Below are 25,920 nucleotides of genomic sequence, written 5' to 3'. Positions count from 1 at the left end.
CAAATTTCGCACAGCGCTTCCTAGCATCCGGTCATTGCTTTTTCTGCTCTCGGAGGCATTCACCCATGTGCGGCATCGTCGGCGCGGTTTCCACGCGCAACATCGTTCCCATCCTGGTCCAGGGCCTGCAGCGCCTGGAATACCGCGGCTATGACTCCTGCGGCGTGGCCATCCACGCGCAAAGCCTGCCTGGGCGCAGCGGCGCGGGCCTGGTGCGCGCGCGCAGCACCGCCCGCGTGGCCGAGCTGCTGGCCCAGGTGGCGCAGGACGACCTGCAGGGCGCCACCGGCATCGCCCACACCCGCTGGGCCACGCACGGCGCGCCGCACATGCACAACGCGCACCCGCACTTCAGCCACGGCCCGGGCGCCGCGCCGGACGAGGCCACCCGCGCCGGCCGCGTAGCGCTGGTGCACAACGGCATCATCGAAAACCACGAGAGCCTGCGTCGGCTGCTCGAGTCGCGCGGCTACGTGTTCTCCAGCCAGACCGACACGGAAGTCATCGCCCACCTGGTGGACAGCCTGTATGACGGCGACCTGTTCGCCGCCGTGCGCGCCGCCACCGGGCAGTTGCACGGTGCCTTTGCGATTGCTGTCATCCACCGCGACGAGCCGCACCGCGTGGTGGGCGCGCGCGCCGGCTCGCCGCTGGTGCTGGGCGTGGGGCTGGAGGGCGGCGAGCACTTCCTGGCCAGCGACGCCATGGCCCTGGCCGGCGTGACCGACCAGATCGTCTATCTGGAAGAGGGCGACCTGGTGGACCTGCAGCTGGGCCGCTACTGGATCACCACTGCCGATGGCCAGAGCCTGGACGCCAGCCAGCGCCCCGTGCGCACCGTGGCCGCGCACAGCGGCGCGGCCGAGCTGGGGCCTTACCGCCATTACATGCAAAAGGAGATCTTCGAGCAGCCGCGCGCCCTGGCCGACACGCTGGAGGGCGTGCAGGGCATCGTGCCCGAGCTGTTCGACGGCGCGAACGCCGCCGCCTGGCGCGTGTTCAAGGAGATCGACAGCGTCCTCATCCTGGCCTGCGGCACCAGCTACTACAGCGGCCTGACGGCGAAATACTGGCTGGAGGCGATCGCCGGCATCCCCACGCAGGTGGAAGTGGCCAGCGAATACCGCTACCGCACCAGCGTGCCCAACCCGCGCACGCTGGTGGTCACCATCAGCCAGTCCGGCGAGACGGCCGACACCCTGGCCGCGCTGCGCCACGCCAAGAGCCTGGGCATGCGCCACACGCTCACCGTGTGCAACGTGGCCACCAGCGCCATGGTGCGCGAGTGCGAGCTGGCCTACGTCACGCGCGCCGGGGTGGAGATCGGCGTGGCCTCGACCAAGGCGTTCACCACGCAGCTGGCAGGCCTGTTCCTGCTGACCCTGGCGCTGGCCCAGTCCCAGGGCCGCCTGTCGGAAGAAGACGAGGCCCGCCACCTGCAGGCACTGCGCCACCTGCCCGTGGCGCTGCAGGCCGTGCTGGCGCTGGAGCCGCAGATCATCAGCTGGTCCGAAGACTTCGCCCGGCGCGAAAACGCCCTGTTCCTGGGCCGCGGGCTGCATTACCCGATCGCCCTGGAAGGCGCCTTGAAGCTCAAGGAGATCAGCTACATCCACGCCGAGGCCTACCCGGCCGGCGAGCTCAAGCACGGCCCGCTGGCGCTGGTCACCGACCAGATGCCCGTAGTGACGGTGGCGCCCAACGACGCGCTGCTGGAAAAGCTCAAGAGCAACATGCAGGAAGTGCGCGCCCGCGGCGGCCTGCTGTACGTGCTGGCCGACGCCGACACGCACATCGACAGCAGCGAGGGCATCCACGTCATCCGCATGCCCGAGCACGGCGGTCCGCTGTCGCCGCTGTTGCACGTGGTGCCGCTGCAGCTGCTGGCCTACCACACGGCCTGCGCGCGAGGGACGGATGTGGACAAGCCGCGAAACCTGGCCAAAAGCGTGACGGTCGAGTGACCGCCACGCTTTTGGAAGAGGCGCAGCCGCTGCGCGCAGCGCCCAGATTGCGCGGCTTGGACGCCGCTCACTTCGCGCAGCGAAGTTATGGGGCGGCACAAGCCTTTCTGCCAAGAGCGTGACGGTCGAATGACCGTTGCGCTCTTGGGCCGGCGCAGGCTGTGTACCGCAAGCGCCCCATCCAGTCATCCCAAGGAAATGCCATGACCAACCCTGCCGCCTCCTGGACCTTCTTCGCCGCCAGCACCGTGGCGCTTGCGGCGCTTGCGGGCTGCGCCGCACCCCCGGTCCCGTCCCCGGCCGTGGGCATGGCCAATCCGGCGTCGGTGTACTGCGCGCAGCGGGGCGGCAGGCTGGAGATCGTCAAGCGCATGGGCGCAGAGCAGGGCCTGTGCCACCTTCCGGATGGCACAGTGGTCGAGGAGTGGGAGCTGTTTCGGCGCGACCATTCAAACCAGTGAGGAGGCGCCCACGCCGTGCGCCGCTTCACGCGCAGTCATCAAAAACCATAGCTGCCAGCGCTTGCTGTACAAGCCTTGGAGCCTGTTTTGACGCATACGTTGCGCCGGGCACTGGCTTCGCGCCAGGTATGCTGATTGCCATCCACGCGGCTGCTCGGCTCCTGCGGTGTTTTGCCTTGCCGCGCCGCCGCCGCACCGCTGACCGCCTCAGAGGCAGACCCTTGTGAAAAACCCCGTCACCACCCGCCTGCGCGCCCTGCGCCGCCAAGCCTTTCGCCGTCGCAACAACCGCCCGGGCGCCCCGCCAGGTTCGCTCGAATCTGTCGCCAGTGCCCAGGACGACGCGGCGCTGCCGCCGGCGCACCTGTGGCTGATGCACTACGCCAGCGAGGGCGAAGTGGTCGAGCAGCAGGGCGCCAGCATCGATGCCGCCGCGGCTGCCATGGCCGACGGCCAGCGCGTGGTCTGGCTGCACCTGCAGGGCCTGCCCAGTCCGCAGCAGCTGCAAAGCCTCAAGGAGACGCTCGGCCTGCACCCGCTGGCGCTCGAAGACGTGCTGCACCGCGGCCAGCGCGCCAAGGCCGAAACCTATGACGCGCACCAGTTCGTCATCCTGAACCTGGTGCAGCGCGAGCGCGATGCCGAAGGCGATGGCGGCGCCTGCCGCGTGGACCAGATCAGCCTGTTCCTGGGCTGCAACTTCGTGGTCAGCATCAACGACGGCGCCAGCGACGTGTTCGAGCCCGTGCGCCAGCGCCTGCGCGCCAACGGCAAGATCCGCCGCCTGGGCGCCGACTACCTGCTGTACGCGCTGCTGGACACCATCGTGGACTCGGGCTTTCCGCTGCTGGACGACCTGGGCGACGAGCTGGAAGGGCTGGAGGACGAGATATTGCTGGACGCCGACCAGGAGGCCCGCAACAAGCTGCACTACGCCAAGCGCGAGCTGGTGGTGATGCGCCGCGCCTGGTGGCCGCAGCGCGAGGCCATCGCCGCACTGATGCGCGACGACGCCTCGTTCATCCACGAGAGCACGCGCGTGTACCTGCGCGACTGCCACGACCACGCTGTGGTCATCATCGACTTCGTCGAGACCTACCGCGAGATGGCTTCGAGCCTGCTGGATGTGTACCTGTCGGCCGTGAGCCAGCGCATGAACAACATCATGAAGGGGCTGACCATCGTCGCCACCATCTTCCTGCCGCTGACTTTCATCACCGGGCTGTACGGCATGAACTTCGACACCGACAGCCGCTTCAACATGCCCGAGCTGCACTGGCGCTACGGCTACCTTTACGTGCTGGGGGTGATGGCCGTGGTGGTGGGCGGCATGCTGGCGTACTTCCGGCGCAAGCACTGGCTGTAGCGCGCGGCGCTCCCCCTGCAGTGCAGCGCTGGCCGGTGCGCCGCGCCCGCGAACTGCCGACGTGAGGTCAGGCCACAAGGCGCATCGGCGGCCTTGGTTTGTCCTACACGGCGGACGGCCGCCTGCTTTCTACGATGGCCTGCCGGCGCCGCCTGCGCCGCCACCCGCGTGGAAAGAAGCAAAAATGCACCGAAACCTGTTCGCATCCGTCCGCCGCATGGGGCTCGCATGATCGGCGTGGTCGTTCCCGTCCATGACGAAGAGCGCTGCCTCGCTGCCTGCCTGCGCTCGGTGGCGCGCGCGGCCGCACACCCCCGCTTGGCGGGCGAGAGGGTTCAGACCATCGTGGCGCTGGACGCCTGCACCGACCGCTCGGGCGCGATTGCCGCCGCCCACGGCGTGCAGGTGGTGTGGCTGGACGGCCGCAACGTCGGCCAGGCCCGCGCCCTGGGCGCCGCGCGGGCGCTGGAGCAAGGGGCACGCTGGCTCAGCTTCACCGATGCCGACAGCGAGGTGGGCCCTGAATGGATCGCCGCACAGCTGGCCGAAGCGGCCCACTGCGTCTGCGGCACGGTGCAGGTCAGCAGCTGGGCGGGCTACAGCCGCGGTGTGCGCCAGCGCTACCTGGCCGCCTACCACGACCGGCCGGAGCATCGCCACATCCACGGCGCCAATCTGGGTGTGTGCGCGCAGGCCTATCAGCGGGTTGGGGGCTTCGCGCCCCTGCGCTCGCACGAGGATGTGGCCCTGGTGCAGGCGCTGGCCGCCAGCGGGGCGCGCATCGCCTGGTCCAACCGCCCGCGCGTGCGCACCAGCGCGCGCCTGGACTACCGGGCGCCCGAAGGTTTTGGTGCCTGCCTGGCGGCGCTGTGCCACAGCGCGCAAGGGGCTGCGGCATGAGGCGCGACGAGCTACCCCTGCAGTCCCCGGACCTGACCGCCGGCCTGTACCACTGCTGCCCGCCGGGCACTACGCCGGGAGAGGCCTTGCGCCGGCTGGTGGCAGCCGGCCTGCCCTTGCCGCCCCGGCCGGCCGGCGGGGCCACGCTGCAGCGCTGGCGCATGCTGGCCCAGGTGGGCGAGCATGACCTGTCCTTGGCCAAGCTGTACGAGGGCCATGCCGATGCGCTGGCCATCGTGCAGGAGCTGGCGGCCCCGGCTTTGGCAGCGCAGGCGGGTGCCACCTGGGCCGTCTGGGCGGCGGAGGTGCCCGGCGCCCGGGTGCAGCTGCACCAGGGCGCAGACGGCCAGCTGCGCATCAGCGGCACCAAGGCCTGGTGCTCCGGAGCGCAGGAGGTCAGCCACGCGCTGCTGACGGCCTGGCGCGCGCACGCCCAGCAGCCCCAGCTGGTGGCAGTGGAGTTGCGCCAGCCGGGCATTTCCATGTCCTGCAGCGAATGGATGGCCGTGGGCATGGCTGCGAGCGCCAGCGCCACGGTGCAGTTCGACGCTGTGCCGGTCACGCCGGTGGGCGCGCCCGGAGCCTATGTGAATCGGCCCGGGTTCTGGCAGGGCGGCGCCGGCGTGGCCGCCTGCTGGTGGGGTGGCGCGCGCCGCATCGCCCGGGCGCTGCACACGGCTGCCGCCACCAGCGACGGGCGCCCCGGCGCGCCCTACCAGCAGGCCGCCCTGGGCCAGGTGGATGTGGCGCTGGCGGGCTCGGCCGCGCTATTGCGCGAGGCCGCCCGGTGGATTGACGCCCACCCCGAGGGCGACGCCCGTTGCCAGGCGCTGCGCGTGCGCCAGGCGGTAGAGGCGGCGGCGCGACATGTGCTGGACGAGGTCACCCGCGCCCTGGGCGCCACGCCCCTGTGCCGCGATAGCGGCTTTGCCCGGCACGCGGCAGATTTGGCGGTCTTCATCCGCCAAAGCCACGGCGCGCGCGACGACGCGGCGCTGGGTCAGGCCCTGCTCGCAGCCGGGGAGGCGCCGTGGGCTCTGTGAACGACGCGGCGGCGCGCCACATCGGGGCCCCGCAGCTGCCTTCGGCCCGCTGGCAAACCTGGCTGTCGCGCCACGTTCCCGCGCTGCAAGGGCCGCTGGTGGACCCTGCGCGCCGGCTGGTCGTGGTGGCGCCGCACCCCGACGACGAAGTGCTGGCCTGCGCCCTGCTCATGCAGCAGCATGCCGCGTGCGGCGGGGCCCTGCACCTGGTGGGCGTGACGGACGGAGAGGCCAGCCATTCCCAGGCCGACCTGCCCCCGCCGGACCTGCATGCCCTGCGCAGCCGCGAGCGGCGCGAGGGCCTGGTGCGACTGGGGCTGGGTCACATGCCGATGACGCCGCTGCACCTGCCCGACGGCGGCGTGGCCGAAGCGGGGGCGCGCCTGCATGCCGCGCTGCTGGCCCTGCTGCGGCCCGGCGATGCGCTGGTGACGACCTGGCACCTGGACGGCCACCCCGACCACGAATGCTGTGGCCGCGTGGCCATGGACGTCGCGCGCCGCCTGTCCCTGCCTCTGCTGCAGGCCCCGGTATGGATGTGGCACTGGGCCGAGCCGGCCATGCCGCGCATTCCCTGGCATCAGCTGTATGCGATGGGCGCGCCCGCGCTCGCGCGCATGTGCAAAGCTGCGGCCTTGCAGGCGCACCAGTCGCAGCTCTCGCCCCGCTCCGCCTCGCTGCCGGCGGTGCTGGACTCCTCCATCCTCGAGCGCGCGCTCTGGCCCCATGAGTATTTCTTCATCTACGCGTCCTGAGCCGGCCGGCTGGAACGCGCAGCGCTTTGAGGCCCTGTATGGCGAGCGCAGCGACCCCTGGGCCATGCAGGGCAGCTGGTACGAGCAGCGCAAGCGCGCCCTGGTGCTGGCCAGCCTGCCCCGCGTCCGCTATGCCAGCGCCTGCGAGCCCGGCTGCGGCGAAGGCCTGTTGACGGCCGAGCTGGCCGGGCGCTGTGACCGCCTGCTGGCCACCGACTGCTCGGCCCAGGCCCTGGCGACCGCGCGCAGCCGCCTGCGGGGCCATGCCCCGCATGTGCGGCTGCAGCAGGCCGAGGTGCCGGCGCCGTGGCCCCCGGGGGCGTTCGACCTGGTGGTGCTCAGCGAGTTGCTGTACTACCTGCACCCCTCCCAGATCGAGACACTGGCTGGCCACGTACGCTCGTCGCTGCGCAGCGAGGGGGCGGTGCTGGCCTGTCACTGGGTCCATCCCATCGAAGGCTGCGCGCTGACGGGGCGACAGGTGCACCGGCGGCTGGGCGCCGCCCTGGGCCTGCGCCGCGTGGTGGCCCTGCGGGACGCGGATTTCGTCCTGGAGGTCTGGACACGAAGCGAAGCGTCCAGCATCGCCGCGGGCGAGGGCCGGCTGTGAGCGGGCAGGCAATGCGGCGTCCTTGTCTGACAGCCGCATGCAGCCCCCAGGAAGCCTGTAACGCCGCCCGGGCTGCCACGATGGGCCTTCTGCGTCCAACCCGGCAGCCTGACTGCTGCCTTTCGGAGAGCCCTCGCCATGACACAAACCACCACGCCTTCTTCTCCAGCCACTCCCGCCGATCCCCAGGTGCAGGCCCTGCTGGACGCGGAGCAGCGCGATCGTGCGCGCGATCGCGGGCATTTCACCCAGTACGGCATGCGCATCGACCCTCGCGACGCCCAGGAGTCGGCCCGCGCCAACCCGGGCACGGGCGACCGGCCCCGACGCTTTGGCGCGGGGGGCGATCCCGCTACCTATGCCAATCGTGCGGACCTGCTGGCACAGCCGCAGACCGCCGTGCGCGACGACAGCTCGGACGCGCCCGCACACCCCTCCATCCCCTGAGGATCCGGCATGTCGATCATCACCGGCCTAGCTGGGGCAGGGCAGTGCCTTTCCTCCGTCCCCACGCCGCAGCCCGGCGTGCCGCCAATGCCTCCCATCCAGCCCTGGCCGTCACCGGTGCCTGTGGAAGACCCGCCCGCCCAGCCGTCGGAGCCACCGGTTTCCGATCCTCCCGCTCACCACTGAGGGCAGCAGGTCGGAAGCGATCAGGCCAGGCGCAGGCACGACACGGTTTCTTCGGCACGTTCGCCCGCCAGCACCTGCGCGGCGTCCAGGCTGCGGATGGAAATACGCCGGTTGCGCGGAATGCCGCCCGACAGCTGCAGCGCCAGGTAGCGGCCGCAGCACACGCGCAGGAAGGAGGCGAAGTTCTCCACCTGCCCCCGTTCGTGCGTGAGTTCATCATGCAGCCGCGCGCACAGCTGTGGCACCGTCATGCCGTCGCGCGCAGCAATCTCCTGCAGCACCTGCCAGAACAGGTTTTCCAGCCGGATGCTGGTGGCTACGCCGTGCAGGCGCACGGAGCGGGCACGGCTGTCGTACAGGGCAGGGTCGGCGCTGATGAATACCTGGCACATGGGGGCTCTCCTTGCGGCCGCAGCCTTGCTGCCGCCGCCATGGGCATTGTGCTGTGGCTCTAGGGTGGCGCAGCGCCGCTCAGAGCGTGATGCGGGTGCCCAGCAGGGCCAGGAATTGCGCGATCCAGTCGGGGTGGGCCGGCCAGGCCGGGGCCGAGACCAGATTGCCTTCGGTGAAGGCCTTGTCCACGGCGATATCGACGTAGGTGCCGCCTGCCAGCTCCACCTCGGCGCGGCAGGCCGGGTAGGCCGAGCAATGGCGGCCCTTGAGCACCCCTGCGCCGGCCAGCAGCTGCGCGCCATGGCAGACAGTGGCCACGGGCTTGTTGGTATCGAAGAAATAGCGCACGGCAGCGCAGACTGCCGGGTAGCCGCGCAGGTATTCCGGGCCGCGCCCGCCGGGCACCACCAGCGCGTCGTAGTCCTCGGGGCGAATCTCGGCGAACGTGGCGTTAAGCGTGAAGTTGTGCCCCGGCTTTTCGCTGTAGGTCTGCGCGCCCTCGAAGTCATGCACCGCCGTCTTGATGTGCTCGCCTGCCTGCTTGTCCGGGCACACGGCGTGCACCGTATGCCCCACGGCCCACAGCGCCTGGAACGGCACCATGGTCTCGTAGTCCTCGCAGTAGTCGCCGCAGATCATCAAAATCTTCTTGCCTGGCATCTCTGTGTCTCCTGTAGCTTTGGGTTTAGGCTCAGGCATTGTTGGATGCACTGCCGCCCGGCGGGTGTTAGCCCGCTACTACAGCAAATGCCGCCGCGGCGCAAGCAGCGCGTCTCCGATGCGCCATGCGGCATTGCCCTACAAACAGACATTCGGCCGCTTTCTATCATCGCGCAGCGCGATTTACCAGAAGTCACAAATGCCAGCTTCCTCCCTTCCTCCCCGGCCTTCCATTCGGCCGGGCACGGGCCTGCCTTTCCGTCTGTTGTCCGGTTTCGTGGTGGCTGCCGTTGCCGCCATGATGATTGCCGTATTGACCTGGCGCTCCAGCGAAGACCGGGCCCAGGTCGTTAATGAGATGAACGCCGCGGTGGACGCCATCGCCCAGGTGCAGCTGGTGTGGGCACACATCAAGAATGCCGAATCGGCCCAGCGCGGCTACCTGCTGACCAGCAACGAGGAACTCCTGTCACCCTATACGGTGGCCGAGGCGGCGCTGCCGGTGGAGCTGGACAAGCTGGGCAAGATCAACCACGGCTCGCTCGTCAAGAAGCAGCGCTTCGATCAGCTGCAGGGCCTGGCCGGCAAGAAGATGGCAGAGCTGGCACGCATGATCGCGCTGCAGCGCGAGGGCCGGGGCAACGAGGCGCTGGCCATCATGAGCTCGGAAGGGCGGGTGACGATGGAGAGCCTGCGCACCGTGGTGCGCGACCTGCTGAGCGCCGAGCGCGAAGCGCTGCAGGAGCGGCGCACCGTCTGGGAAAACGAATTCGGCATTGCCACTTACCTGGTCTGGGGCAGCACGGGCCTGCTGCTGGCGCTGATCTGCGGCGCCGGAGCCCTGGCGCTGTCGGACTACCGTACGCGCGAGCGCGAGAGCTGGATCAAAAGCGGCATCGTGGGCCTGGGCGCGCGCGTGCAGGGCGAGCAGCGCATGCATGAGCTGGCTCCAGCCGTCGTTGAATACCTGGCCTACTGGCTGCACGCCAAGGTGGGGGCCATGTACGTCACCCAGGGGCATGGCACCTACGAGCGGCTGGGCGGCTATGCCCTGTTGCCCGGCAGCGGGGCGGACGTGGTACGCCCGGGCGAGGGGCTGCTGGGCCAGGCGCTGCAGTCGCGCGCCCTCATGCACGTGCGCGACGTGCCGGCGGACTACCTGCCCGTGAGCTCCGGCACCGGCCGGGCGACGCCGGCCGAGCTGGTCATCCTGCCCATCGGGCTCAGCGGCGTGACGCTGGCCGTGGTGGAGCTGGGGCTGTTTTCCACGCTGGGGGAGGAGGGGCTGGAGTTCCTGCGCCGCGCCGAAGAGCAACTGGCGCAGGCCGTGCGCGGCGCCATGGACCGCACGCGCCTGGAGGCGCTGCTGGACGAAACCCAGCGCCAGGCCGAAGAGCTGCAGGCCCAGCAGGAAGAGCTGCGCGTGAGCAACGAGGAGCTGGAGCAGCAAAGCCGCGCCCTGCAGGAGTCGCAGACGCTCATGCAGTCGCAGCAGACGGCGCTGGAGGAATCCAACGCCCAGCTGGAGGAGCAAACGCAGGAGCTGGAATACCAAAAGGAGCAGCTGCTGCGCACGCAGGACACCATGCAGGTGCAGGCCGACGAGTTGTCGCGCGCCAGCCAGTACAAGAGCGAGTTCCTGGCCAACATGAGCCACGAGCTGCGCACCCCGCTCAATTCCAGCCTGATCCTGTCCAAGCTGCTGGCGGACAACAAGCACGGCAACCTGACGCCGGAGCAGGTGCGCTACGCCCAGACCATCCAGAGCGCCGGCAACGACCTGCTGGCCCTCATCAACGACATCCTGGACCTGTCCAAGATCGAGGCCGGCCAGACGCGCATGGACATCGACGACGTGGTCCTGGCCAAGCTGGCGCGCGACGTGGTCGACCCGCTGCGGCCGATGGCCCAGGAAAAGGGCTTGGCGCTGCACGTGACGATCGAGCCGGACACGCCCGAGTGCATCGCCTCCGATGCGCAGCGCATCGCGCAGATCCTCAAGAACCTGCTGTTCAACGCCTTGAAGTTCACCGACAGGGGCGAAGTGGCGCTGCGCATCCGCCGCGGCGGCGACGAACAGGTCTGCCTGTCCGTGAGCGACACCGGCATCGGTATCGCGCCGGACCAGCAAGAAGAGATGTTCGAGGCGTTCCGCCAGGCCGACGGCAGCATGCACCGCAAGTACGGCGGCACCGGGCTGGGGCTGTCGATCTCGCGCAAGCTGGCCGACCTGCTGGGCGGCAGCATCTCGGTGCACAGCACGCTGGGCAAGGGCAGCACCTTCACCCTGACGCTGCCGCTGGCCGCGCCCGCCATGGCGCCCATGCCGGCCGTGGCGCCGCTGCCCATGCCGCTGGCTGCGCCGCCTGCGGCGCCCCGGCGCGCCCCGGCTGTCCAGGGGTCGGCCGCGCCCGGGCCCGTGTCCGTCGAAGAGGCGACGCCCGACGACCGCGAGCGGATCGAGCCGAGCCGCCGCCTGATCCTGGTGATCGAGGACGATCCGTATTTCGCGCGCATCCTGTACGAGCTGGTGCACGAGATGGATTTCCAGTGCATCGTCTGCGGCACCGGCCGCGAGGGCCTGGACGCGGCCCTGCAATTCGGCCCCAGTGGCGTGCTGCTGGACATGAACCTGCCCGACTATTCGGGCCTGGGCGTGCTCGACCAGCTCAAGCGCGACCCGGCCACGCGGCATATCCCGGTGCACGTGGTCTCGGTGGCCGACTACTCGCAAAAGGCCATGGAGCAGGGCGCCATCGGCTACGCCCTCAAGCCCGTGCAGCGCGACGAGCTGGTGGAGGCGCTGCAGCGCATGGAGGCCAAGTTCACCCAGAGCATGCGCCGCCTGCTGGTGGTGGAGGACGACGAGCGCCAGCGCCAGAGCATGTGCGAGCTGCTCGCGGCCGATGGCGTGCAGATCGCCAGCGCCGCCACGGCGCAGGAAGCGCTGCAGCTGCTGCGCGCCGGCAGCTTCGACTGCATGGTCATGGACCTGAACCTGCCCGACCTGTCCGGCTACGAGCTGCTCAAGGAGATGGCCGCGCAGGAAGGCATGGATTTCCCGCCCGTCATCGTCTATACCGGCCGCTCGCTGTCGCGCGACGAGGAGCAGGAGCTGCGGCGCTTTTCCAAGTCCATCATCATCAAGGACGTGCGCTCGCCCGAGCGGCTGCTGGACGAGGTCACACTGTTTCTGCACCAGGTGGAGTCGTCGCTGCCCGACGACCGGCGCCGCCTGCTGCAGCGCGCCCGGGCCCGCGACGAAGCCTTCGAGGGCCGCACCATCTTGGTGGCCGAGGACGACGTGCGCAACGTGTTCGCCCTGTCCAGCGTGCTGGAGCCCACGGGCGTGCAGGTGCAGATCGCGCGCAACGGCCGCGAGGCGCTGCAGGCGCTGGAGCGCGCCGGCAGCGAAGGCCGCCCGCCGGTGGACCTGGTGCTGATGGACATCATGATGCCGGAGATGGACGGCCTGACGGCCATGCGCGAGATCAGAAAGCGCGCCCAGTGGCGGCGCCTGCCCATCATCGCGCTTACCGCCAAGGCCATGAAGGACGACCAGGAAAAGTGCCTGGCCGCCGGTGCCAGCGACTACATCGCCAAGCCGCTGGACGTGGAAAAGCTCCTGTCGCTGCTGCGCGTGTGGATGCCCAAGTGACGCATTGCTGAGAGGGCGCCACCGTGCCGCACACCCGAAAAACCGCCGATATCGAACAGCAGCTGCTGGTCGAGGCCATCTACCGGCGCTACCACTACGACTTCCGTGGCTATGCCCAGGCCTCGCTCAAGCGGCGGCTGCACACGGCGCTCACGCACTTCAACTGCAAGACAATCTCGCAACTGCAGCACCTGGTGCTGCACGAGTCCACGGTGTTCCCGGCGCTGCTGCAATACCTGACGGTGCAGGTCAGCGAGATGTTCCGCGACCCGGAGTACTTTCGCGGCCTGCGCGAGAAAGTGGTGCCCATCTTGCGCACCTATCCGTCGCTGAAGATCTGGGTGGCCGGGTGCAGCGCCGGCGAGGAGGTCTATTCCCTGGCCATCCTGCTGCGCGAGGAAGGGCTGCTGGAGCGCTCGCTGATCTATGCCACCGACATCAATGCCAGCGCCCTGCAAAAGGCCGAGGCCGGCGTGTACGACATCGACCGTGTGCCCGGCTTCACCGAGAACCACGCCCGCTCGGGGGGCCACACCTCGCTGTCCGAGCACTACAGCGCTGCCTACGGGCGCGTGGTGTTCGACAAGAGCCTGCGCCGGCACATCGTCTTCTCCGACCACAGCCTGGCCACCGACAGCGTGTTTGCCGAGGTGCAGCTGATCTCGTGCCGCAACGTGCTGATCTACTTTGATCGCCAGCTGCAGGACCGCGCCCTGGCGCTGTTCCACGAGTCGCTGTGCCGCCGCGGCTTTCTGGGGCTGGGCTCCAAGGAGTCACTGCGCTTTTCCTCGCACGCTGCGCAGTTCGACGAGTTCGTGCCCGGCCAGCGCATCTACCAAAAGCGGGGCGAGGCATGACAGGTGGCTTGCGCGGGCCGCGGGCCATCGTCATCGGCGGCTCGGCCGGCAGCCTGGACGCGCTGGGCGTAATGCTGCCGGCGCTGCCGGCGCAGCTGGACGCCGCCGTGGTGGTGACGCTGCACCTGCCGCGCGAGCAGCCCAGCCTGCTGTGCGACATCTTTCGCCACCGCTGCGCGCTGCAGGTGCGCGAAGCGCAGGACAAGGAGCCCCTGACGCCGGGAACGATTTTCTTTGCGCCGCCGGATTACCATCTGCTGGTGGACGCCGGGCCGTCGTTGGCCCTGTCCATCGACCCGCCGCTGCACTTCTCGCGCCCGTCCATCGACGTGTTGTTCGAATCTGCCGCCGACGTCTATGGCCCGGCCCTCACGGCGCTGTTGCTGTCGGGGGCCAATGCCGACGGCGCGCGTGGCCTGGCCGTGGTGCAGCGCATGGGCGGCATCGCCTGCGTGCAGGCCCCCGCCAGTGCGGGCGCCCCCGCCATGCCCGAGGCGGCGCTGGCGCTCATCACGCCTGACCATGTGCTGATGCCTGCACAGATGGCGCCACTGCTGAACCAATTGCACCAAGGGAGAGTTTCGTGATCTTCGCCAACGCGGCCAAACCGACCTGCACCAGCGGCGCCTGCCTCCGGCAGGGCGCGCGGGTGCGCTGCCTGCTGGTCGATGATGTGCCGCAGAACCTGGTCGCCCTGGAGGCGTTGCTGCAGGGCGAGGACGTGGACATCCTCAAGGCCGACTCGGGCGCCGCCGCGCTGGAGCTGCTGCTGCAGGAAAACGACATCGCCCTGGCACTGCTGGACGTGCAGATGCCGGAGATGAACGGTTTCGAGCTGGCCGAGCTGATCCGCGGCGCCGAACGCACGCGCCACATCCCGCTGATCTTCATGACCGCCGGCGCGCACGACCAGCGCCGCCAGTTCAAGGGCTACGAGAGCGGGGCAGTGGACTTTCTCTACAAGCCCATCGACCCGCACATGCTGATCAACAAGGCGCGGGTGTTCTTCGACCTGCACCGGCAAAAGCACGCGCTGGCCTGCGAGCTGCAGCAGCGCACCGAGGCGCTGTACATCAACGAGATGTTCATGGCCGTGCTCGGGCACGACTTGCGCACGCCGCTGTCGGCCATTCTGGCCAGCACGTCGGTGCTGCAGCGCCCGCTGGAGCCGGCCAAGGTGCAGGTGCTGGCAGGCAAGGCCGAGCAGGCCGGCCGGCGCATGCTGTCCATGATCGAGGATCTGCTGGACGTGACGCGCGCGCGGCAAAACGGCGGCCTGGTCATGCTGGCCGCGCCCACCGACCTGGCCGAGCAGGCTGAGCGGGTGCTGCAGGAGGTGCGCGCCGGCCACCCGCAGCGCGAGCTGCAGCTGCAGTGCCAGGGCGACCTGCACGGCTCGTGGGACGGCGAGCGCCTGGGCCAGATGCTGGCCAACCTGCTGGGCAACGCCATGCACCACGGCACGCCGCAGGTGCCGGTGCAGCTGCAGCTCGATGGCGAGGCCGCCGATGGGGTGACGGTGTGCGTGACCAACGGCGGCGAGATACCGCAGGAGCTGCTGCCGCGGCTGTTCGAGCCGTTTCGCGGGCGCACCAGCGCCGCGGGCAGCGGCCACAACGGCCTGGGCCTGGGCCTGTTCATCGTGCACCAGATCGTGCAGGCGCATGGCGGGCGCATCACGGCCACCTCGCAGGGCGGGCGCACCTGCTTCACCGTCTGGCTGCCACGCAGGGCGCAGCAGCAGGGCTGAGTTCAGCTGGCGGTGTCTTGCAGCCGGGCCTGGGCGTCGTCCAGCAGGGCCTCCAGGGCCTCGATGTCGAAGGGCTTGTGCAGCAGCTGCACCTGGGCGCCGCAGCCGGCCAGCTCATCGTCCAGATGGTAGCCCGAGCACAGCACGAAGCGCTGCTGGCCATGGCGCGCCAGCAGGGCGCGGCACATTGCGGGGCCGTTCATGCCGGGCAGGCTGACGTCGGTCATCACCAGGTCGAAGGGGCCTTGCTCCGCATCGCGTGCCAGGGCCTCCTCGGCGCTGGCGCAGCTGACGATGCTGCGCCCCGGTGCCTCCATGAGCAGGGCGATGGTGTCACGCAGCTCGGGGTTGTCTTCGACGTACAGAATGCGCAAGGCGGGGTTCCTCAAAGGCAGGGGTAGCGGCAGGATGGCAACTAGGCATTGTGTGCAGGCCGCGATAACCCCGCGCGTAGGACACGGCCGACGGGTAGCCCATCTTTTGCATGAAAAGTGTCTCCAGCCCTTGTTGGGAAAGCGCTGGCAGCTACTTTTCTGATAGCGCTGTGCGGAGGGTGCCTGCGGGCATGCGGCGCCCTGCCTATAGTGGGGTCGGCCGTTCCGCCTGTCCCTTTCCTTCGCCATGAACATCTCCCATTTGCTTGCCCGCAGCGCCCAGGTGCATGGCGCGCGGCCCGCCGTGCTGGCCGGTGCGCGCGTGCTGCACGACTACCGCACCCTGGGCGCCCGTGTGGCGGCGCTGGCGGGGCACCTGCGCCAGCGCTGCGGCGTGGCGCCGGGCGACCGGGTGGTGCTGTTCGCGGCCAACTGCCCCGAGTACCTGGAGGCGCTGCACGCCATCCACTGGGCCGGCGCCATCAGCGTGCCCGTCAACTACAAGCTGCACGAGCGCGAGCTGGCCTACGTGCTGCAGCACAGCGGCGCGCGCGTGGTTTGCGCCTCGCAGGCCCTGATCGGCGCGGCGCTGGCGGCCGGGGCCGATGCGGCCGCCATGCTGCAGATGGGCAGCGCCGAATGGGAGCGCGCCGCCGCCGGCGCGCCGCTGGCGCTGCACGAGCGCCGGCCCGAGGACGTGGCCTCGCTGTTCTACACCTCCGGCACCACCGGCCGGCCCAAGGGCGTCATGCAGACGCACCGCAACCTGCTGGCCATGACCATGGCCTATTTCACCGACGTGGACCAGGTGCAGCCCGATGACGCCATGGTCTATGCCGCCCCGCTGTCGCACGGCGCCGGCCTGTACAACTACGCCCACATGCTGCGCGGCGCGCGCCATGTGCTGCCCGGCTCCGGCGGGTTCGACCCGGCCGAGCTGGTGCAGCTGGCCGCTGATGTCGGCCGGCTGTCGCTGTTTGCCGCGCCCACCATGGTGCAGCGCCTGGTGGCGCACGTGGAGGCCACCGGCGCCAGCGCCGAGGGCTTCAAGACCATCGTCTATGGCGGCGGCCCGATGTACGTGGAAGACCTGCGCCGGGCCCTGGCCGCCATGGGCCAGAAGTTCGTGCAGATCTATGGCCAGGGCGAATGCCCCATGACCATCACGGCGCTGGCCCGCGAGCACATCGCCGATGCGCAGCACCCGCGCTGGGCCGAGCGCATCGCCTCGGTGGGCGTGGCGCACTCGTGCGTGGAGGTGCGGGTGGTCGATGCGGGCGGCGCGCCCGTGCCCGCCGGCGCGCTGGGCGAGGTGGCCGTGCGCGGCGAGACCGTCATGGCCGGCTACTGGGCCAACGAGCAGGCCAGCAGCGACACGCTGCGCGGTGGCTGGCTGCACACGGGCGACGTGGGCAGCCTGGACGAGGACGGCTTTCTGACCCTGCGCGACCGCGCCAAGGACGTGATCATCTCCGGCGGCTCCAACATCTATCCGCGCGAGGTGGAAGAGGTGCTGCTGCTGCACCCCGGAGTGCAGGAGGCGGCCATCATCGGCCAGGCGGACCCCGAGTGGGGCGAGGTGGTGCTGGCCTTCGTCGTCGCCGCGCCGGGTGCGGCGCCCGTGAGCGCCCAGGCGCTGGATGCCCTGTGCCTGGCGCACATCGCCCGCTTCAAGCGCCCCAAGGCCTACCGCTTCGTGGCCGCGCTGCCCAAGAACAGCTACGGCAAGGTGCTCAAGACCGGACTGCGGCAATGGGCAAGCGAGCCGGTGGCTACCATCGATGGCAAGGAGAACCGCGCATGACCTTGAGCCACAAACCCCTGCACCTGGACTTCGTCTCCGACATCACCTGCCCCTGGTGCGCCATCGCCCACAAGACGCTGGAGCTGGTGCGCCAGCGCCTGGCCGGCGAGGTGAGCTTCACGCTGCACCTGCAGCCGTTCGAGCTCAACCCCGCCATGGGCCCGGGCGGCGAGCCGCTGGCGCAGCACCTGGCGGACAAGTACGGCAGCACGAGCGAGCAGCTGGCGCAGATGCACCAGAGCATCGCCGAGCGCGGGCGCGAGCTGGGCTTTGCCTTCAACGACGAGCGGCGCACGCACATCTACAACACCTTCGACGCGCACCGACTGCTGTACTGGGCGCTCAAGGAAGGCTCGGCCGCGCAGCAGCTGGCCCTGGGCGGCGCGCTGATGCGGGCCTACTTCGGCCGCGGTGAGGATCCGGGCGACCACGCGCTGCTGCAGCGCCTGGCGGCCGAGGCGGGGCTGGACGCGCAGCGCGTCGGCCAGGTGCTGGCCGGGCAGGAGTTCACCGCCGAGGTGCGCGAGCGCGAGCACCACTGGCAGGCTCAGGGCATCCGCTCGGTGCCGGCGGTCATCATCAACGGCCGCCACCTGGTGCAGGGCGGCCAGCCCGTGCAGGTGTTCGAGAAGGCGTTGCGCCAGGTCGCGGCGCAGGGTTGAGTGCTATCACTTTAATAGCTGCCAGCGATTTGCTGGCGCGGGTTTGAGGTCATTTTGGCCTGGAGCCCCGGCAGGGCGCTATTTGACCGGAATCGGCGTCTCGCGCGGCACCGGCACGGCCGAGACGCTGTTTTGCGGCGAGCCCTCGATGAGCTTGTCCGAATACGTCAGATAGACCAGCGCGTTGCGCTGCGCATCCACCATGCGCACCACGCGCAGGCGCTTGAACAGGATCGACATGCGTTCGCTGAAGACCTGCTGCTGGCGCGCCAGCGGCTCGGCGATGCGGATGGGCCCGACCTGGTGGCAGGAAATGGACGCCTCGGCCCGGTCCTCCGCCAGGCCCAGCGTGCCCTTGATGCCGCCGGTGCGCGCGCGCGAGACGTAGCACGTCACGCCCTGCACGCGCGGGTCGTCATAGGCCTCCACGACGATGTCGTGGTCGCGCCCCAGCCACTGGAAGGCCGTGTCCACGCTGCCGATGCGCTCGGCCTGAGCCTGCGCGCCAGCAGCGGCGCCCAGCAGCAGGGCCACGGCGGCGGCGTTGAGGGCGGCGCGGCGCATCAGCGGGCCTCGGCGGCAGCCGCCTCGCAGCGGCCAGCCAGATGCGCCAGGGCTTCTTCCACCTGGTCCACCAGCACCAGGCACAGGTCGCCCGGGTGCAGGCGGGCCAAGGCGTGGTCGATGGCGGCGAACTCGCCGTGGATCTCGGCCACGTAGCCGGTGCGCTCGGCGCCCTGCAGGCCCTTTTGCAGCAGGGCCAGCACCTCGCCGTCCTCGCGCCCGCGCTGGCAGGCGTCCTGGTACAGCACCACGTCGTCGAACGCGCCGCCCAGGATCTGCGTCTGCTCGGTGATGTCCTCGTCGCGCCGGTCGCCCGCGCCGCTGATGACCACGCTGCGCCGCGCCGCCGGCATGGCCTGCACGGCCTGCACCAAGGCGCGCATGGCGTCCGGGTTGTGGCCGTAGTCGGCGATCACGGTGGCGCCGCGGTAGTCCATGACGTTGAAGCGGCCCGGAGCGTTGTCGCTGTCGTTCGTGAAGCCGGCCAGGCCGCGGCGGATGGTGTCCCAGGGCAGGCCGGCGGCCCAGGCGGCGCCGACGGAGGCCATGGCGTTCTCCACCTGAAAGCCGATGGCCCCGCCGCGCGTGAGCGGAATGTCGCGCAGCGGCACGCTCTCGCGCCACGAGCCCTCGGCGGCCACGATGTGGTCGCCGTCCACATAGACCACGCGCGCTCCTTGCGCGCGGTGCGTGGCCATGACGGGGTGGTGGCGGTCGGCGGCGAAGAAGATGACCTTGCCCGGGCACACCGTGGCCATGGCGGCCACGTGCGGGTCGGCGGCGTTCAGCACGCTAAAGCCGGTGGGCGCCACGTTCTGCACGATGACGCGCTTCAAGACGGCCACGTCGTCCACCGTGGTGATGAAGTTCAGCCCCAGGTGGTCGCCCGCGCCCACGTTGGTGACCACGGCCACCTGGCAGCGGTCAAAGCCCAGGCCCTCGCGCAGGATGCCGCCGCGCGCGCATTCCAGCACGGCGGCGTCTACCTCGGGGTGGAACAGCACGTTGCGGGCGCTCCTCGGGCCGGAGCAGTCGCCGCTGTCGATCTGGCGGCCGGCGACGTACACGCCGTCGGTGTTGGTCATGCCCACGCGCAGGCCGTGCGAGGCGAACAGGTGGCTGATCAGGCGCGTGGTGGTGGTCTTGCCGTTGGTGCCGGTCACGGCGATCACGGGGATGCGGCCGTCCTCGCCCGGGGCGAACAGCTCGTCCACCATGGGCGCGCCCACGTTGCGCGGGCGCCCGAAGGAGGGCGACAGGTGCATGCGCAGGCCGGGCGCGGCGTTGACTTCGACGATGCCGCCGTTTTGCTCCTCCAGCGGGCGCAGCATGGTCTCGCAGACCACGTCCACGCCGCAGATGTGCAGGCCAATGGTCTGCGCGGCTTCCACGGCGCGGGCGGCGATGTCCGGGTGCACGTCGTCCGTCACGTCGGTGGCGCTGCCGCCGGTCGAGAGGTTGGCGTTGTTGCGCAGCACCACGCGCTGGCCCTGCACGGGCACGGACTCGGGCGTCAGCCCTTCAGCGGCCAGGCGGCCCAGGGCGATGTCGTCCAGGCGGATGCGCGTCAGCGCCGTGCCGTGGCCGGTGCCGCGGCGCGGGTCCTGGTTGACGATGTCCACCAGCTCGCGCACCGTGTGCTGGCCGTCGCCCAGCACCTGCGGCGGGTCGCGCCGCGCGGCGGCCACCAGCTGGCGGCCCACCACCAGCAGGCGGAAATCGTGCCCGGGCAGAAAGCGCTCGACCATGATCTCGTCGCCGTACTCGCGCGCCGCGTTCCACGCCGCCTCCAGCTGCGCGCGGGTGGCGATGTTCACCGTCACGCCCTTGCCCTGGTTGCCGTCCTGGGGCTTGACGACCACCGGCAGGCCGACCTCTTCGGCCACGCGCCAGGCGTCCTCCAGGTCGGCCGCCGGGCGGCCCAGTGGCACGGGCACGCCGGCGGCGTGCAGCAGGCGCTTGGTCAGGTCCTTGTCCTGGGCGATGGACTCGGCCACGGCGCTGGTGGTGTCCAGCTCGGCGGCCTGGATGCGGCGCGCGCGCGAGCCCCAGCCCAGCTGCACCAGCGAGCCGCTGGTCAGCCGCCGAAACGGGATGCCGCGCGCCACGGCCGCGTCCACGATGGAGCCGGTGGACGGGCCGATGCGCTCGTCCTCGTCCAGCTCGCGCAGGCGGGCGATGACGGCGTCGGCGTCGAACGGTGCGTCCTGCAGCGTGGCCTGGATCAGCGCGCCGGCCTGCTCCATGGCCAGCCGGCCCACGGCTTCTTCGGTGTACTCCACCACCACCTGGTAGGTGCCGGCCTCCACCGTCTGCTGGGTGCGGCTGAAGGTGACGGGGCAGCCGGCCTGCGCCTGCAGCTGCAGCGCGGCCACCTCCAGCACGTGGGCCAGCGTCAGCACGTGCTCGGCGCCGTGCGGCTGCAGCGCGCCGATGGCCGGAAAGCGCGCGCGCAGCCGCTCCTCGAAACCGGGCAGGGCGGCGTGGTTGCATTCGCCGGGGTCGCAGTGCACGACGGCCTCGATGGCGGTGGCGCGGGTCCAGAGGTTGGGGCCGCGCAGGGGGCGGATGCGGGTGATCTGCATGGGGCTTTTTCTCTCAGCAGTCTGTGAAGTCAAATGGGCCTTTAGGGCTTATGGGACAAGCGCCAGTAGCTATCATTTTGATAGTTGCCGAGGTGCTCAGGCCAGGTATTCGAAGGTCTTGATGCCGGCGGCGATCAGCTCGGGCGCGATGTCCATCGCCCAGGCCGCGGCGATGGCCGCCAGCAGCGCCGCGGTGTCCGGCTGCTGCCCGCCGGGCAGGCTGAGCGTGGCCAGCGTACCCAGCACGCGCTCGCTGGCGCCGGTGGCCAGGATGACCTGGCCGGCGCGGGTGAACACCGCCCGGCCTTCGCCCTGGGCGCGGTGCTCGGCCAGCCGCGGGTTGCCCGCGTCGGTGGAGTACAGCAGCACCTGGCCGTCGCACAGGCGCGCCAGGTCGGCCACCGGGGCGATGTCGGCGTTCAGCACGCCGGCGCCTTCGCCCAGCACCACGTCGATCTGGGTGCGCAGCACGCGGGCCATCTGGGCGGGCTCGCGCACGTCATGGTCGGCCAGGTCCTCGTAGCCGTCCATGTCGGTGACCACGCCCACCAGGCAGCGGTCATAGGCCAGGCCCTCGCCCAGGATGGAGCGGGCCGTGGTCTGGATGACGGCCGCCTGGGCCAGGCGGTTGGTCAGCAGGCGGTGGGCGCCGGCCCAATGCGCGGCGCTGCCGGCCTGGGTGCGGCGGTTGGCCAGGAACATGCCCTCGCTGCTGGCCACGCCCGTCAGGCGCCCGGACAGCTGCAGCAGCCAGCCCACCAGGCGGGCGGTAAAGGCGTTGCCCTGGGTGCCGGCGATGCCCACGATGGGGATGCGTCCGCTGTCCGCGCCGCCTTCGGTGCGCGGAAAGAGATGGTCCACGATGGCCATGCCCACCGGGCGCGGCGCGCCGCTGGTGGGTTTGAGGTGCATCAGCAGGCCAGGGCCGGCGTTCACTTCGAGGATGGCGCCGCCCTGCGCCTTCATGGGCTGGGAGATGTCCTTGAGGATCATGTCCATGCCGGCAATGTCCAGGCCGACGATCTTCGCCGCCAGCTGCGCGTAGTAGGCGACGTCTGGGTGCACCTCGTCGGTGCAGTCGATCGCCATGTTGCCGTTGCGCTGCAGCAGCACCTCCTGGCCCTGCGGCACGACGCTGTCGGGCGTGAGCTGCTGGCGCTTGAGCTCCAGCTGCACGGCCGGCGCCTGCAGGTTGATCCAGTCCAGCGGGTATTCCTGCTCGGGGCCGCGGCGCGGGTCCTGGTTGACGACATGAACCAGGGCGCCGAGGGTGTCCCGGCCATTGCCCGTCACGCTGACCTGCTCGCCGCGGCAGGCGGCCACCACCTTGCCGCCCACCACCAGCAGGCGGTGCTCGGTGCCCTCGATGAAGCGCTCGACGATGACCTCCGAGCCCTCGGGCTCGGCCAGGGCGAAGGCCGCCTTGATGTCGGCCTCGCCGGACAGCTCCAGCGTCACGCCGCGCGCGTGGTTCCCATCGCTGGGCTTGACGGTGACGGGCAGGCCGATGTCCTGCGCCACCTCCCAGGCCTCGTCGGCGCTGGCCACCACTTGGCCCTCGGGCACGGGCACGCCGCAGGAGGCCAGCAGCCGCTTGGTGAAGTCCTTGTCCTGGGCGATGCCCTCGGCGATGGCGCTGGTCTGGTCGCTCTCGGCGGTCCAGATGCGCCGCTGCGCCGCGCCATAGCCCAGCTGCACCAGGTTGCCGTCGTTCAGGCGGATGTGCGGGATGCGCCGCTCGCCGGCCGCGGCCACGATGCAGCCGGTGCTGGGGCCCAGGTAGCGGTCGTTGATGGCGGTCTTGATGTCCCGCACGGCGGCCGCCAGGTCAAAGGGCTGGTCGTTGATGGCCGCCATGATGAGCCGGTGGCCGTGCGCCAGCGCCACGCGGGCCACGGCTTCTTCGGGGCAGCGAAACACCATGCGGTAGATGCCGCGCTGCGACGTCTCGCGCGTCTGACCGAACTCTGCCGGCATGCCCGCGAGGTTGAGCAGCTCGATGATGACGTGCTCCAGCACGTGGCCGCACCAGGTGCCCTCCTCCAGCCGCTGCAGAAAGCCGCCGCGCTCGCCCACGCCGCAGTGGTGCTCGACCAGGTCGGGCAGCCAGCGCGTCAGGCGCTCGTTGAAGCCGGGCAGCTGGTTGGAGGGGTGGTCTTCCAGCGCGCCCAGGTCCAGCCAGACCTCCAGGATGGGGCGGTAGGTCCAGACGCTGGGGCCGCGCAGGTAGGTGGTACGCAGCAGTCGGATGTCTTCGAAGGTGGCCATGGGAAACAGCGTGGGAGAAAAAGCGGCGGGCAAGGGCTGCGGCCCGGCCCGCGGTGGGGTGCTTCGGTCAGCGGCAGGCCGGCAGGGCCGGGCCGCTTCGGTCGATTGTGCGCCGGAAGTAGGGCGCGGGCGGCGGGGCGGCGCATGTCAGCCGCCGCAGGGTGCGGCGCGTTACAAGGCGATACGGGCATTGCGGCGCGCGCTGTCCGCGGCTCCGGGACAATCCCCCGTCATCCTGTGGCGCACCAGCCTGGCGGCGCCCGCGGCCCCGGCCCTGAAGGCCCGACCCAACGACATGCAACATCCACATCCCCTGGACGCGTCCGGCGTCCTGACTGGCCCCTGTGCGGGGCAGGTGCGAGCGGCGCTCGCCCCCGAGGAGAACGTGCTGGCCGCGTTCGAGGTTGACCTCACCCCCGACCTGCGCTTCGCCCCCGGCCTGCTGGCGCTGACCGCCACCCGGCTGCTGGCCTGCGGGCCGGGGGGCGCCGTGCAGTCCTGGCCTCTGGCGCCCGCCCAGCAGCTGCGCCTGCTGGACCACGGCGGCGTGGGCACGCTGGAGCTGCACGGCGCGGCCGAGCGCCTGGCGCTGTGGCGCTTCACCCTGGCGCGCCACGCCCGGGCGCTGGCCTTCCAGCAGCGGCTGGAGCAGCAGCTCGATCGCCTGCAGCACCCGGGCCAGGCCCTGGCCGCGCCGGACGAGGCGCCGCGCTGCGCCGTCTGCCAGACGCCGCTGCCGCAGGACGCCGAGGAATGCCCGGCCTGTGCCCGCCAGCAGGCGCCGCAGACGTCCACCTGGGTGCTGCTGCGCCTGTGGCGCTTTGCCCGGCCCTACAAGAAGCAGCTGGCCGCCGGCTTTGCGCTGACGCTGGCCTCCACCGCCGCGTCGCTGGTGCCGCCGTACATGACCATTCCGCTCATGGACGAAATCCTCATCCCCTACCAAAACGGCCAGCAGATTCCCGCCAGCCAGGTCGCGCTGTACCTGGGCGGGCTGCTGCTGGCGGCGCTGCTGGCCTGGGGCCTGGGGTGGGCGCGCACCTACATCCTGGCGCTGGTGTCCGAGCGCATCGGCGCCGATCTGCGCACCACTACGTACGAGCACCTGCTGCGCCTGTCGCTGGAGTATTTCGGCAGCAAGAGGACGGGCGACCTGATGGCGCGCATCGGCTCGGAGACCGACCGCATCAACGTCTTCCTGTCGCTGAACGCTCTGGACTTCGCCACCGACGTGCTGATGATCCTGATGACGTCGGCCATCCTGTTTTCCATCAACCCCTGGCTGGCCCTGGTCACGCTGGTGCCGCTGCCCTTCATCGCCTGGCTGATCCACACCGTGCGCGACAAGCTGCGCACCGGCTTCGAGCGCATCGACCGCGTCTGGAGCGAAGTGACCAACGTGCTGGCCGACACCATCCCCGGCATCCGCGTGGTCAAGGCCTTCGCCCAGGAGCAGCGCGAGGCCGACCGCTTTCGCGCTGCCAACCAGCACAACCTGGAAGTCAACGACCGCCTGAACAAGACCTGGAGCCTGTTCTCGCCCACCGTGTCGCTGATGACCGAGATCGGCCTGCTGGTGGTCTGGGCCTTCGGCATCTGGCTGGTGGCGCACAACCAGATCACGGTGGGCGTGCTGACGGCCTTCATTGCCTACATCGGGCGCTTCTACACCCGGCTCGATTCCATGAGCCGCATCGTCTCGGTCACGCAAAAGGCGGCCGCCGGCGCCAAGCGCATCTTCGACATCCTGGACCACGTCTCCAACGTGCCCGACCCGGTGAACCCGGTGCGGGTGCCCCGCGTGGCCGGCGCCATCGAGATGCAGGGCGTGGGCTTTCGCTACGGCAGCCGCACGGTCATCAAGAACCTGTCGCTGTCCATCCGCCCCGGCGAGATGATCGGCCTGGTGGGCCACAGCGGCTCGGGCAAGAGCACGCTGGTCAATCTGATCAGCCGCTTCTACGACGTGACGGACGGCGCCATCTTGGTCGATGGCGTGGACATCCGGCGCATGGCCGTGAGCGACTTCCGCCGCCACATCGGCCTGGTGCTGCAGGAGCCGTTTCTGTTCTTCGGCACCATCGCCGAGAACATCGCCTATGGCAAGCCCGAAGCCACGCGCGAGGAAATCGTCGCCGCCGCGCGCGCCGCGCACGCGCACGAGTTCATCCTGCGCCTGCTGCATGGCTATGACAGCCTGGTGGGCGAGCGCGGCCAGGGCCTGTCGGGCGGCGAGCGCCAGCGCATCAGCATTGCCCGGGCGCTGCTGATCGACCCGCGCATCCTGATCCTGGATGAGGCCACCTCCGCCGTGGACACCGAGACCGAGCGCGAGATCCAGAAGGCCCTGGACAACCTGGTGCAGGGCCGCACCACGATTGCCATCGCCCACCGCCTGTCCACGCTGCGCAAGGCCGACCGGCTGGTCGTCATGGACCGCGGCGAGATCGTCGAGGTCGGCCCGCATGACGAGCTGATGCAAAAGCAGGGCGCCTACTGGCGCCTGTACGAGGCCCAGGCCCGCCGCGCCGAGGAAGACGCCCAGGCCGCCGGCCTGCAGGTCACCAGCCACCCGCGCCACCCGGCGGGGCAGCTGTGAGGCAACAAGGAGCA

General features: G+C 70.3%; 21 protein-coding genes. 15 read left to right on the top strand and 6 right to left on the bottom strand.

The window, feature by feature from the left end:
* The first annotated feature begins 65 nt into the window (after nt 1–65).
* The 8 genes from glmS (at nt 66) to C7H73_RS14690 (ending at nt 7,546) form a co-directional block, all read left to right on the top strand.
* On the top strand, nt 66–1,964 hold the full coding sequence (glmS, locus tag C7H73_RS14725; protein ID WP_106847340.1) for a glutamine--fructose-6-phosphate transaminase (isomerizing): 1,899 nt from the start codon (nt 66–68) through the stop codon (nt 1,962–1,964).
* A gap of 203 nt (nt 1,965–2,167) precedes the next feature.
* The gene (locus C7H73_RS14720) at nt 2,168–2,425 is read left to right on the top strand and encodes a putative hemolysin (protein ID WP_106847339.1); all 258 of its coding nucleotides are present in this window, start codon (nt 2,168–2,170) and stop codon (nt 2,423–2,425) included.
* A gap of 223 nt (nt 2,426–2,648) precedes the next feature.
* Complete coding sequence (gene corA / locus C7H73_RS14715; protein ID WP_106847338.1) at nt 2,649–3,791, top strand: magnesium/cobalt transporter CorA; 1,143 nt, start codon at nt 2,649–2,651, stop codon at nt 3,789–3,791.
* Between the two features lie 228 nt (nt 3,792–4,019).
* Nucleotides 4,020–4,691 (top strand): glycosyltransferase, encoded by a 672-nt coding sequence (locus tag C7H73_RS14710; RefSeq protein ID WP_106847337.1) that lies wholly within the window; start codon nt 4,020–4,022, stop codon nt 4,689–4,691.
* Complete coding sequence (locus C7H73_RS14705) at nt 4,688–5,734, top strand: acyl-CoA dehydrogenase family protein (protein WP_227001363.1); 1,047 nt, start codon at nt 4,688–4,690, stop codon at nt 5,732–5,734. The genes C7H73_RS14710 and C7H73_RS14705 overlap by 4 nt, the downstream gene beginning before the upstream one ends.
* Complete coding sequence (locus C7H73_RS14700; protein WP_106847336.1) at nt 5,722–6,489, top strand: PIG-L deacetylase family protein; 768 nt, start codon at nt 5,722–5,724, stop codon at nt 6,487–6,489. The genes C7H73_RS14705 and C7H73_RS14700 overlap by 13 nt, the downstream gene beginning before the upstream one ends.
* Nucleotides 6,461–7,099 carry a class I SAM-dependent DNA methyltransferase gene (locus C7H73_RS14695; protein ID WP_106847335.1) on the top strand — a complete coding sequence of 213 codons (639 nt, stop codon included), beginning with the start codon at nt 6,461–6,463 and terminating at the stop codon, nt 7,097–7,099. The genes C7H73_RS14700 and C7H73_RS14695 overlap by 29 nt, the downstream gene beginning before the upstream one ends.
* 138 nt (nt 7,100–7,237) lie before the next feature.
* A complete protein-coding gene (locus C7H73_RS14690) occupies nt 7,238–7,546 on the top strand; it encodes a hypothetical protein (protein WP_157948358.1) in 309 nt (102 codons plus the stop codon).
* 206 nt (nt 7,547–7,752) lie between these two features.
* On the opposite strand, the gene C7H73_RS14685 is transcribed toward C7H73_RS14690, so the two are convergent.
* Both C7H73_RS14685 and C7H73_RS14680 read right to left on the bottom strand, forming a co-directional pair.
* On the bottom strand, nt 7,753–8,124 hold the full coding sequence (locus C7H73_RS14685; protein ID WP_106847333.1) for a ribbon-helix-helix domain-containing protein: 372 nt from the start codon (nt 8,122–8,124) through the stop codon (nt 7,753–7,755).
* A 79-nt stretch (nt 8,125–8,203) separates the two neighbouring features.
* Nucleotides 8,204–8,785, bottom strand: coding sequence for a DJ-1/PfpI family protein (locus C7H73_RS14680; RefSeq protein ID WP_106847332.1), 582 nt, complete (start codon nt 8,783–8,785; stop codon nt 8,204–8,206).
* Nucleotides 8,786–8,984: 199 nt separating this feature from the next.
* Here C7H73_RS14680 and C7H73_RS14675 point away from each other — a divergent pair, with 199 nt between their 5' ends.
* The 4 genes from C7H73_RS14675 to C7H73_RS14660 are packed head-to-tail and all read left to right on the top strand — an operon-like array spanning nt 8,985 to nt 15,050.
* Nucleotides 8,985–12,443: a response regulator gene (locus tag C7H73_RS14675; RefSeq protein ID WP_193483929.1), complete on the top strand. Its 3,459-nt coding sequence runs from the start codon at nt 8,985–8,987 to the stop codon at nt 12,441–12,443.
* Nucleotides 12,444–12,466: 23 nt separating this feature from the next.
* A complete protein-coding gene (locus tag C7H73_RS14670; protein ID WP_106847331.1) occupies nt 12,467–13,300 on the top strand; it encodes a CheR family methyltransferase in 834 nt (277 codons plus the stop codon).
* Nucleotides 13,297–13,887 carry a chemotaxis protein CheB gene (locus C7H73_RS14665; protein ID WP_106847330.1) on the top strand — a complete coding sequence of 197 codons (591 nt, stop codon included), beginning with the start codon at nt 13,297–13,299 and terminating at the stop codon, nt 13,885–13,887. Before C7H73_RS14670 ends, C7H73_RS14665 begins: the two co-directional genes overlap by 4 nt.
* Nucleotides 13,887–15,050: a hybrid sensor histidine kinase/response regulator gene (locus C7H73_RS14660; RefSeq protein WP_106847703.1), complete on the top strand. Its 1,164-nt coding sequence runs from the start codon at nt 13,887–13,889 to the stop codon at nt 15,048–15,050. The genes C7H73_RS14665 and C7H73_RS14660 overlap by 1 nt, the downstream gene beginning before the upstream one ends.
* A gap of 2 nt (nt 15,051–15,052) precedes the next feature.
* On the opposite strand, the gene C7H73_RS14655 is transcribed toward C7H73_RS14660, so the two are convergent.
* Entirely contained in the window at nt 15,053–15,424 is a 372-nt protein-coding gene (locus tag C7H73_RS14655) for a response regulator (protein ID WP_106847329.1), read from the bottom strand.
* Between the two features lie 247 nt (nt 15,425–15,671).
* On the opposite strand from C7H73_RS14655, the gene C7H73_RS14650 reads away from it, so the two are divergent.
* Together C7H73_RS14650 and C7H73_RS14645 are read left to right on the top strand one after the other, a co-directional pair.
* Nucleotides 15,672–17,228, top strand: a complete 1,557-nt coding sequence (locus C7H73_RS14650; protein WP_106847328.1) for an AMP-binding protein — start codon at nt 15,672–15,674, stop codon at nt 17,226–17,228.
* A complete protein-coding gene (locus tag C7H73_RS14645; RefSeq protein ID WP_106847327.1) occupies nt 17,225–17,890 on the top strand; it encodes a DsbA family oxidoreductase in 666 nt (221 codons plus the stop codon). The genes C7H73_RS14650 and C7H73_RS14645 overlap by 4 nt, the downstream gene beginning before the upstream one ends.
* 78 nt (nt 17,891–17,968) lie before the next feature.
* On the opposite strand, the gene C7H73_RS14640 is transcribed toward C7H73_RS14645, so the two are convergent.
* From C7H73_RS14640 to C7H73_RS14630, 3 genes are all read right to left on the bottom strand, one after another.
* Nucleotides 17,969–18,454: a CreA family protein gene (locus C7H73_RS14640; protein WP_106847326.1), complete on the bottom strand. Its 486-nt coding sequence runs from the start codon at nt 18,452–18,454 to the stop codon at nt 17,969–17,971.
* Complete coding sequence (cphA, locus tag C7H73_RS14635) at nt 18,454–21,039, bottom strand: cyanophycin synthetase (protein ID WP_106847325.1); 2,586 nt, start codon at nt 21,037–21,039, stop codon at nt 18,454–18,456. Before cphA ends, C7H73_RS14640 begins: the two co-directional genes overlap by 1 nt.
* Before the next feature lie 96 nt (nt 21,040–21,135).
* The gene (locus C7H73_RS14630) at nt 21,136–23,307 is read right to left on the bottom strand and encodes a cyanophycin synthetase (RefSeq protein WP_106847324.1); all 2,172 of its coding nucleotides are present in this window, start codon (nt 23,305–23,307) and stop codon (nt 21,136–21,138) included.
* A 295-nt stretch (nt 23,308–23,602) separates the two neighbouring features.
* On the opposite strand from C7H73_RS14630, the gene C7H73_RS14625 reads away from it, so the two are divergent.
* Nucleotides 23,603–25,906: a cyanophycin metabolism-associated ABC transporter gene (locus tag C7H73_RS14625; protein WP_106847702.1), complete on the top strand. Its 2,304-nt coding sequence runs from the start codon at nt 23,603–23,605 to the stop codon at nt 25,904–25,906.
* The last annotated feature ends 14 nt before the right edge of the window (nt 25,907–25,920 follow it).

It is taken from the genome of Pulveribacter suum, assembly GCF_003013695.1.
GTDB lineage: Bacteria > Pseudomonadota > Gammaproteobacteria > Burkholderiales > Burkholderiaceae_C > Melaminivora > Melaminivora suum.
Note: the sequence above shows the minus strand (reverse complement) of the source record. Positions and strands in the feature narration are given on the sequence as shown.

Excerpts from the sequence above, each read along its gene's own strand:
- C7H73_RS14630 (WP_106847324.1), bottom strand. The coding sequence starts at position 23,307 with ATGGCCACCTTCGAAGACATCCGACTGCTGCGTACCACCTACCTGCGC.
- cphA (WP_106847325.1), bottom strand. The coding sequence starts at position 21,039 with ATGCAGATCACCCGCATCCGCCCCCTGCGCGGCCCCAACCTCTGGACC.
- C7H73_RS14640 (WP_106847326.1), bottom strand. The coding sequence starts at position 18,454 with ATGCGCCGCGCCGCCCTCAACGCCGCCGCCGTGGCCCTGCTGCTGGGC.
- C7H73_RS14645 (WP_106847327.1), top strand. The coding sequence starts at position 17,225 with ATGACCTTGAGCCACAAACCCCTGCACCTGGACTTCGTCTCCGACATC.
- C7H73_RS14650 (WP_106847328.1), top strand. The coding sequence starts at position 15,672 with ATGAACATCTCCCATTTGCTTGCCCGCAGCGCCCAGGTGCATGGCGCG.
- C7H73_RS14705 (WP_227001363.1), top strand. The coding sequence starts at position 4,688 with ATGAGGCGCGACGAGCTACCCCTGCAGTCCCCGGACCTGACCGCCGGC.
- C7H73_RS14680 (WP_106847332.1), bottom strand. The coding sequence starts at position 8,785 with ATGCCAGGCAAGAAGATTTTGATGATCTGCGGCGACTACTGCGAGGAC.
- C7H73_RS14695 (WP_106847335.1), top strand. The coding sequence starts at position 6,461 with ATGAGTATTTCTTCATCTACGCGTCCTGAGCCGGCCGGCTGGAACGCG.
- C7H73_RS14625 (WP_106847702.1), top strand. The coding sequence starts at position 23,603 with ATGCAACATCCACATCCCCTGGACGCGTCCGGCGTCCTGACTGGCCCC.
- glmS (WP_106847340.1), top strand. The coding sequence starts at position 66 with ATGTGCGGCATCGTCGGCGCGGTTTCCACGCGCAACATCGTTCCCATC.
- C7H73_RS14665 (WP_106847330.1), top strand. The coding sequence starts at position 13,297 with ATGACAGGTGGCTTGCGCGGGCCGCGGGCCATCGTCATCGGCGGCTCG.
- C7H73_RS14690 (WP_157948358.1), top strand. The coding sequence starts at position 7,238 with ATGACACAAACCACCACGCCTTCTTCTCCAGCCACTCCCGCCGATCCC.
- C7H73_RS14710 (WP_106847337.1), top strand. The coding sequence starts at position 4,020 with ATGATCGGCGTGGTCGTTCCCGTCCATGACGAAGAGCGCTGCCTCGCT.
- C7H73_RS14675 (WP_193483929.1), top strand. The coding sequence starts at position 8,985 with ATGCCAGCTTCCTCCCTTCCTCCCCGGCCTTCCATTCGGCCGGGCACG.
- C7H73_RS14720 (WP_106847339.1), top strand. The coding sequence starts at position 2,168 with ATGACCAACCCTGCCGCCTCCTGGACCTTCTTCGCCGCCAGCACCGTG.
- C7H73_RS14685 (WP_106847333.1), bottom strand. The coding sequence starts at position 8,124 with ATGTGCCAGGTATTCATCAGCGCCGACCCTGCCCTGTACGACAGCCGT.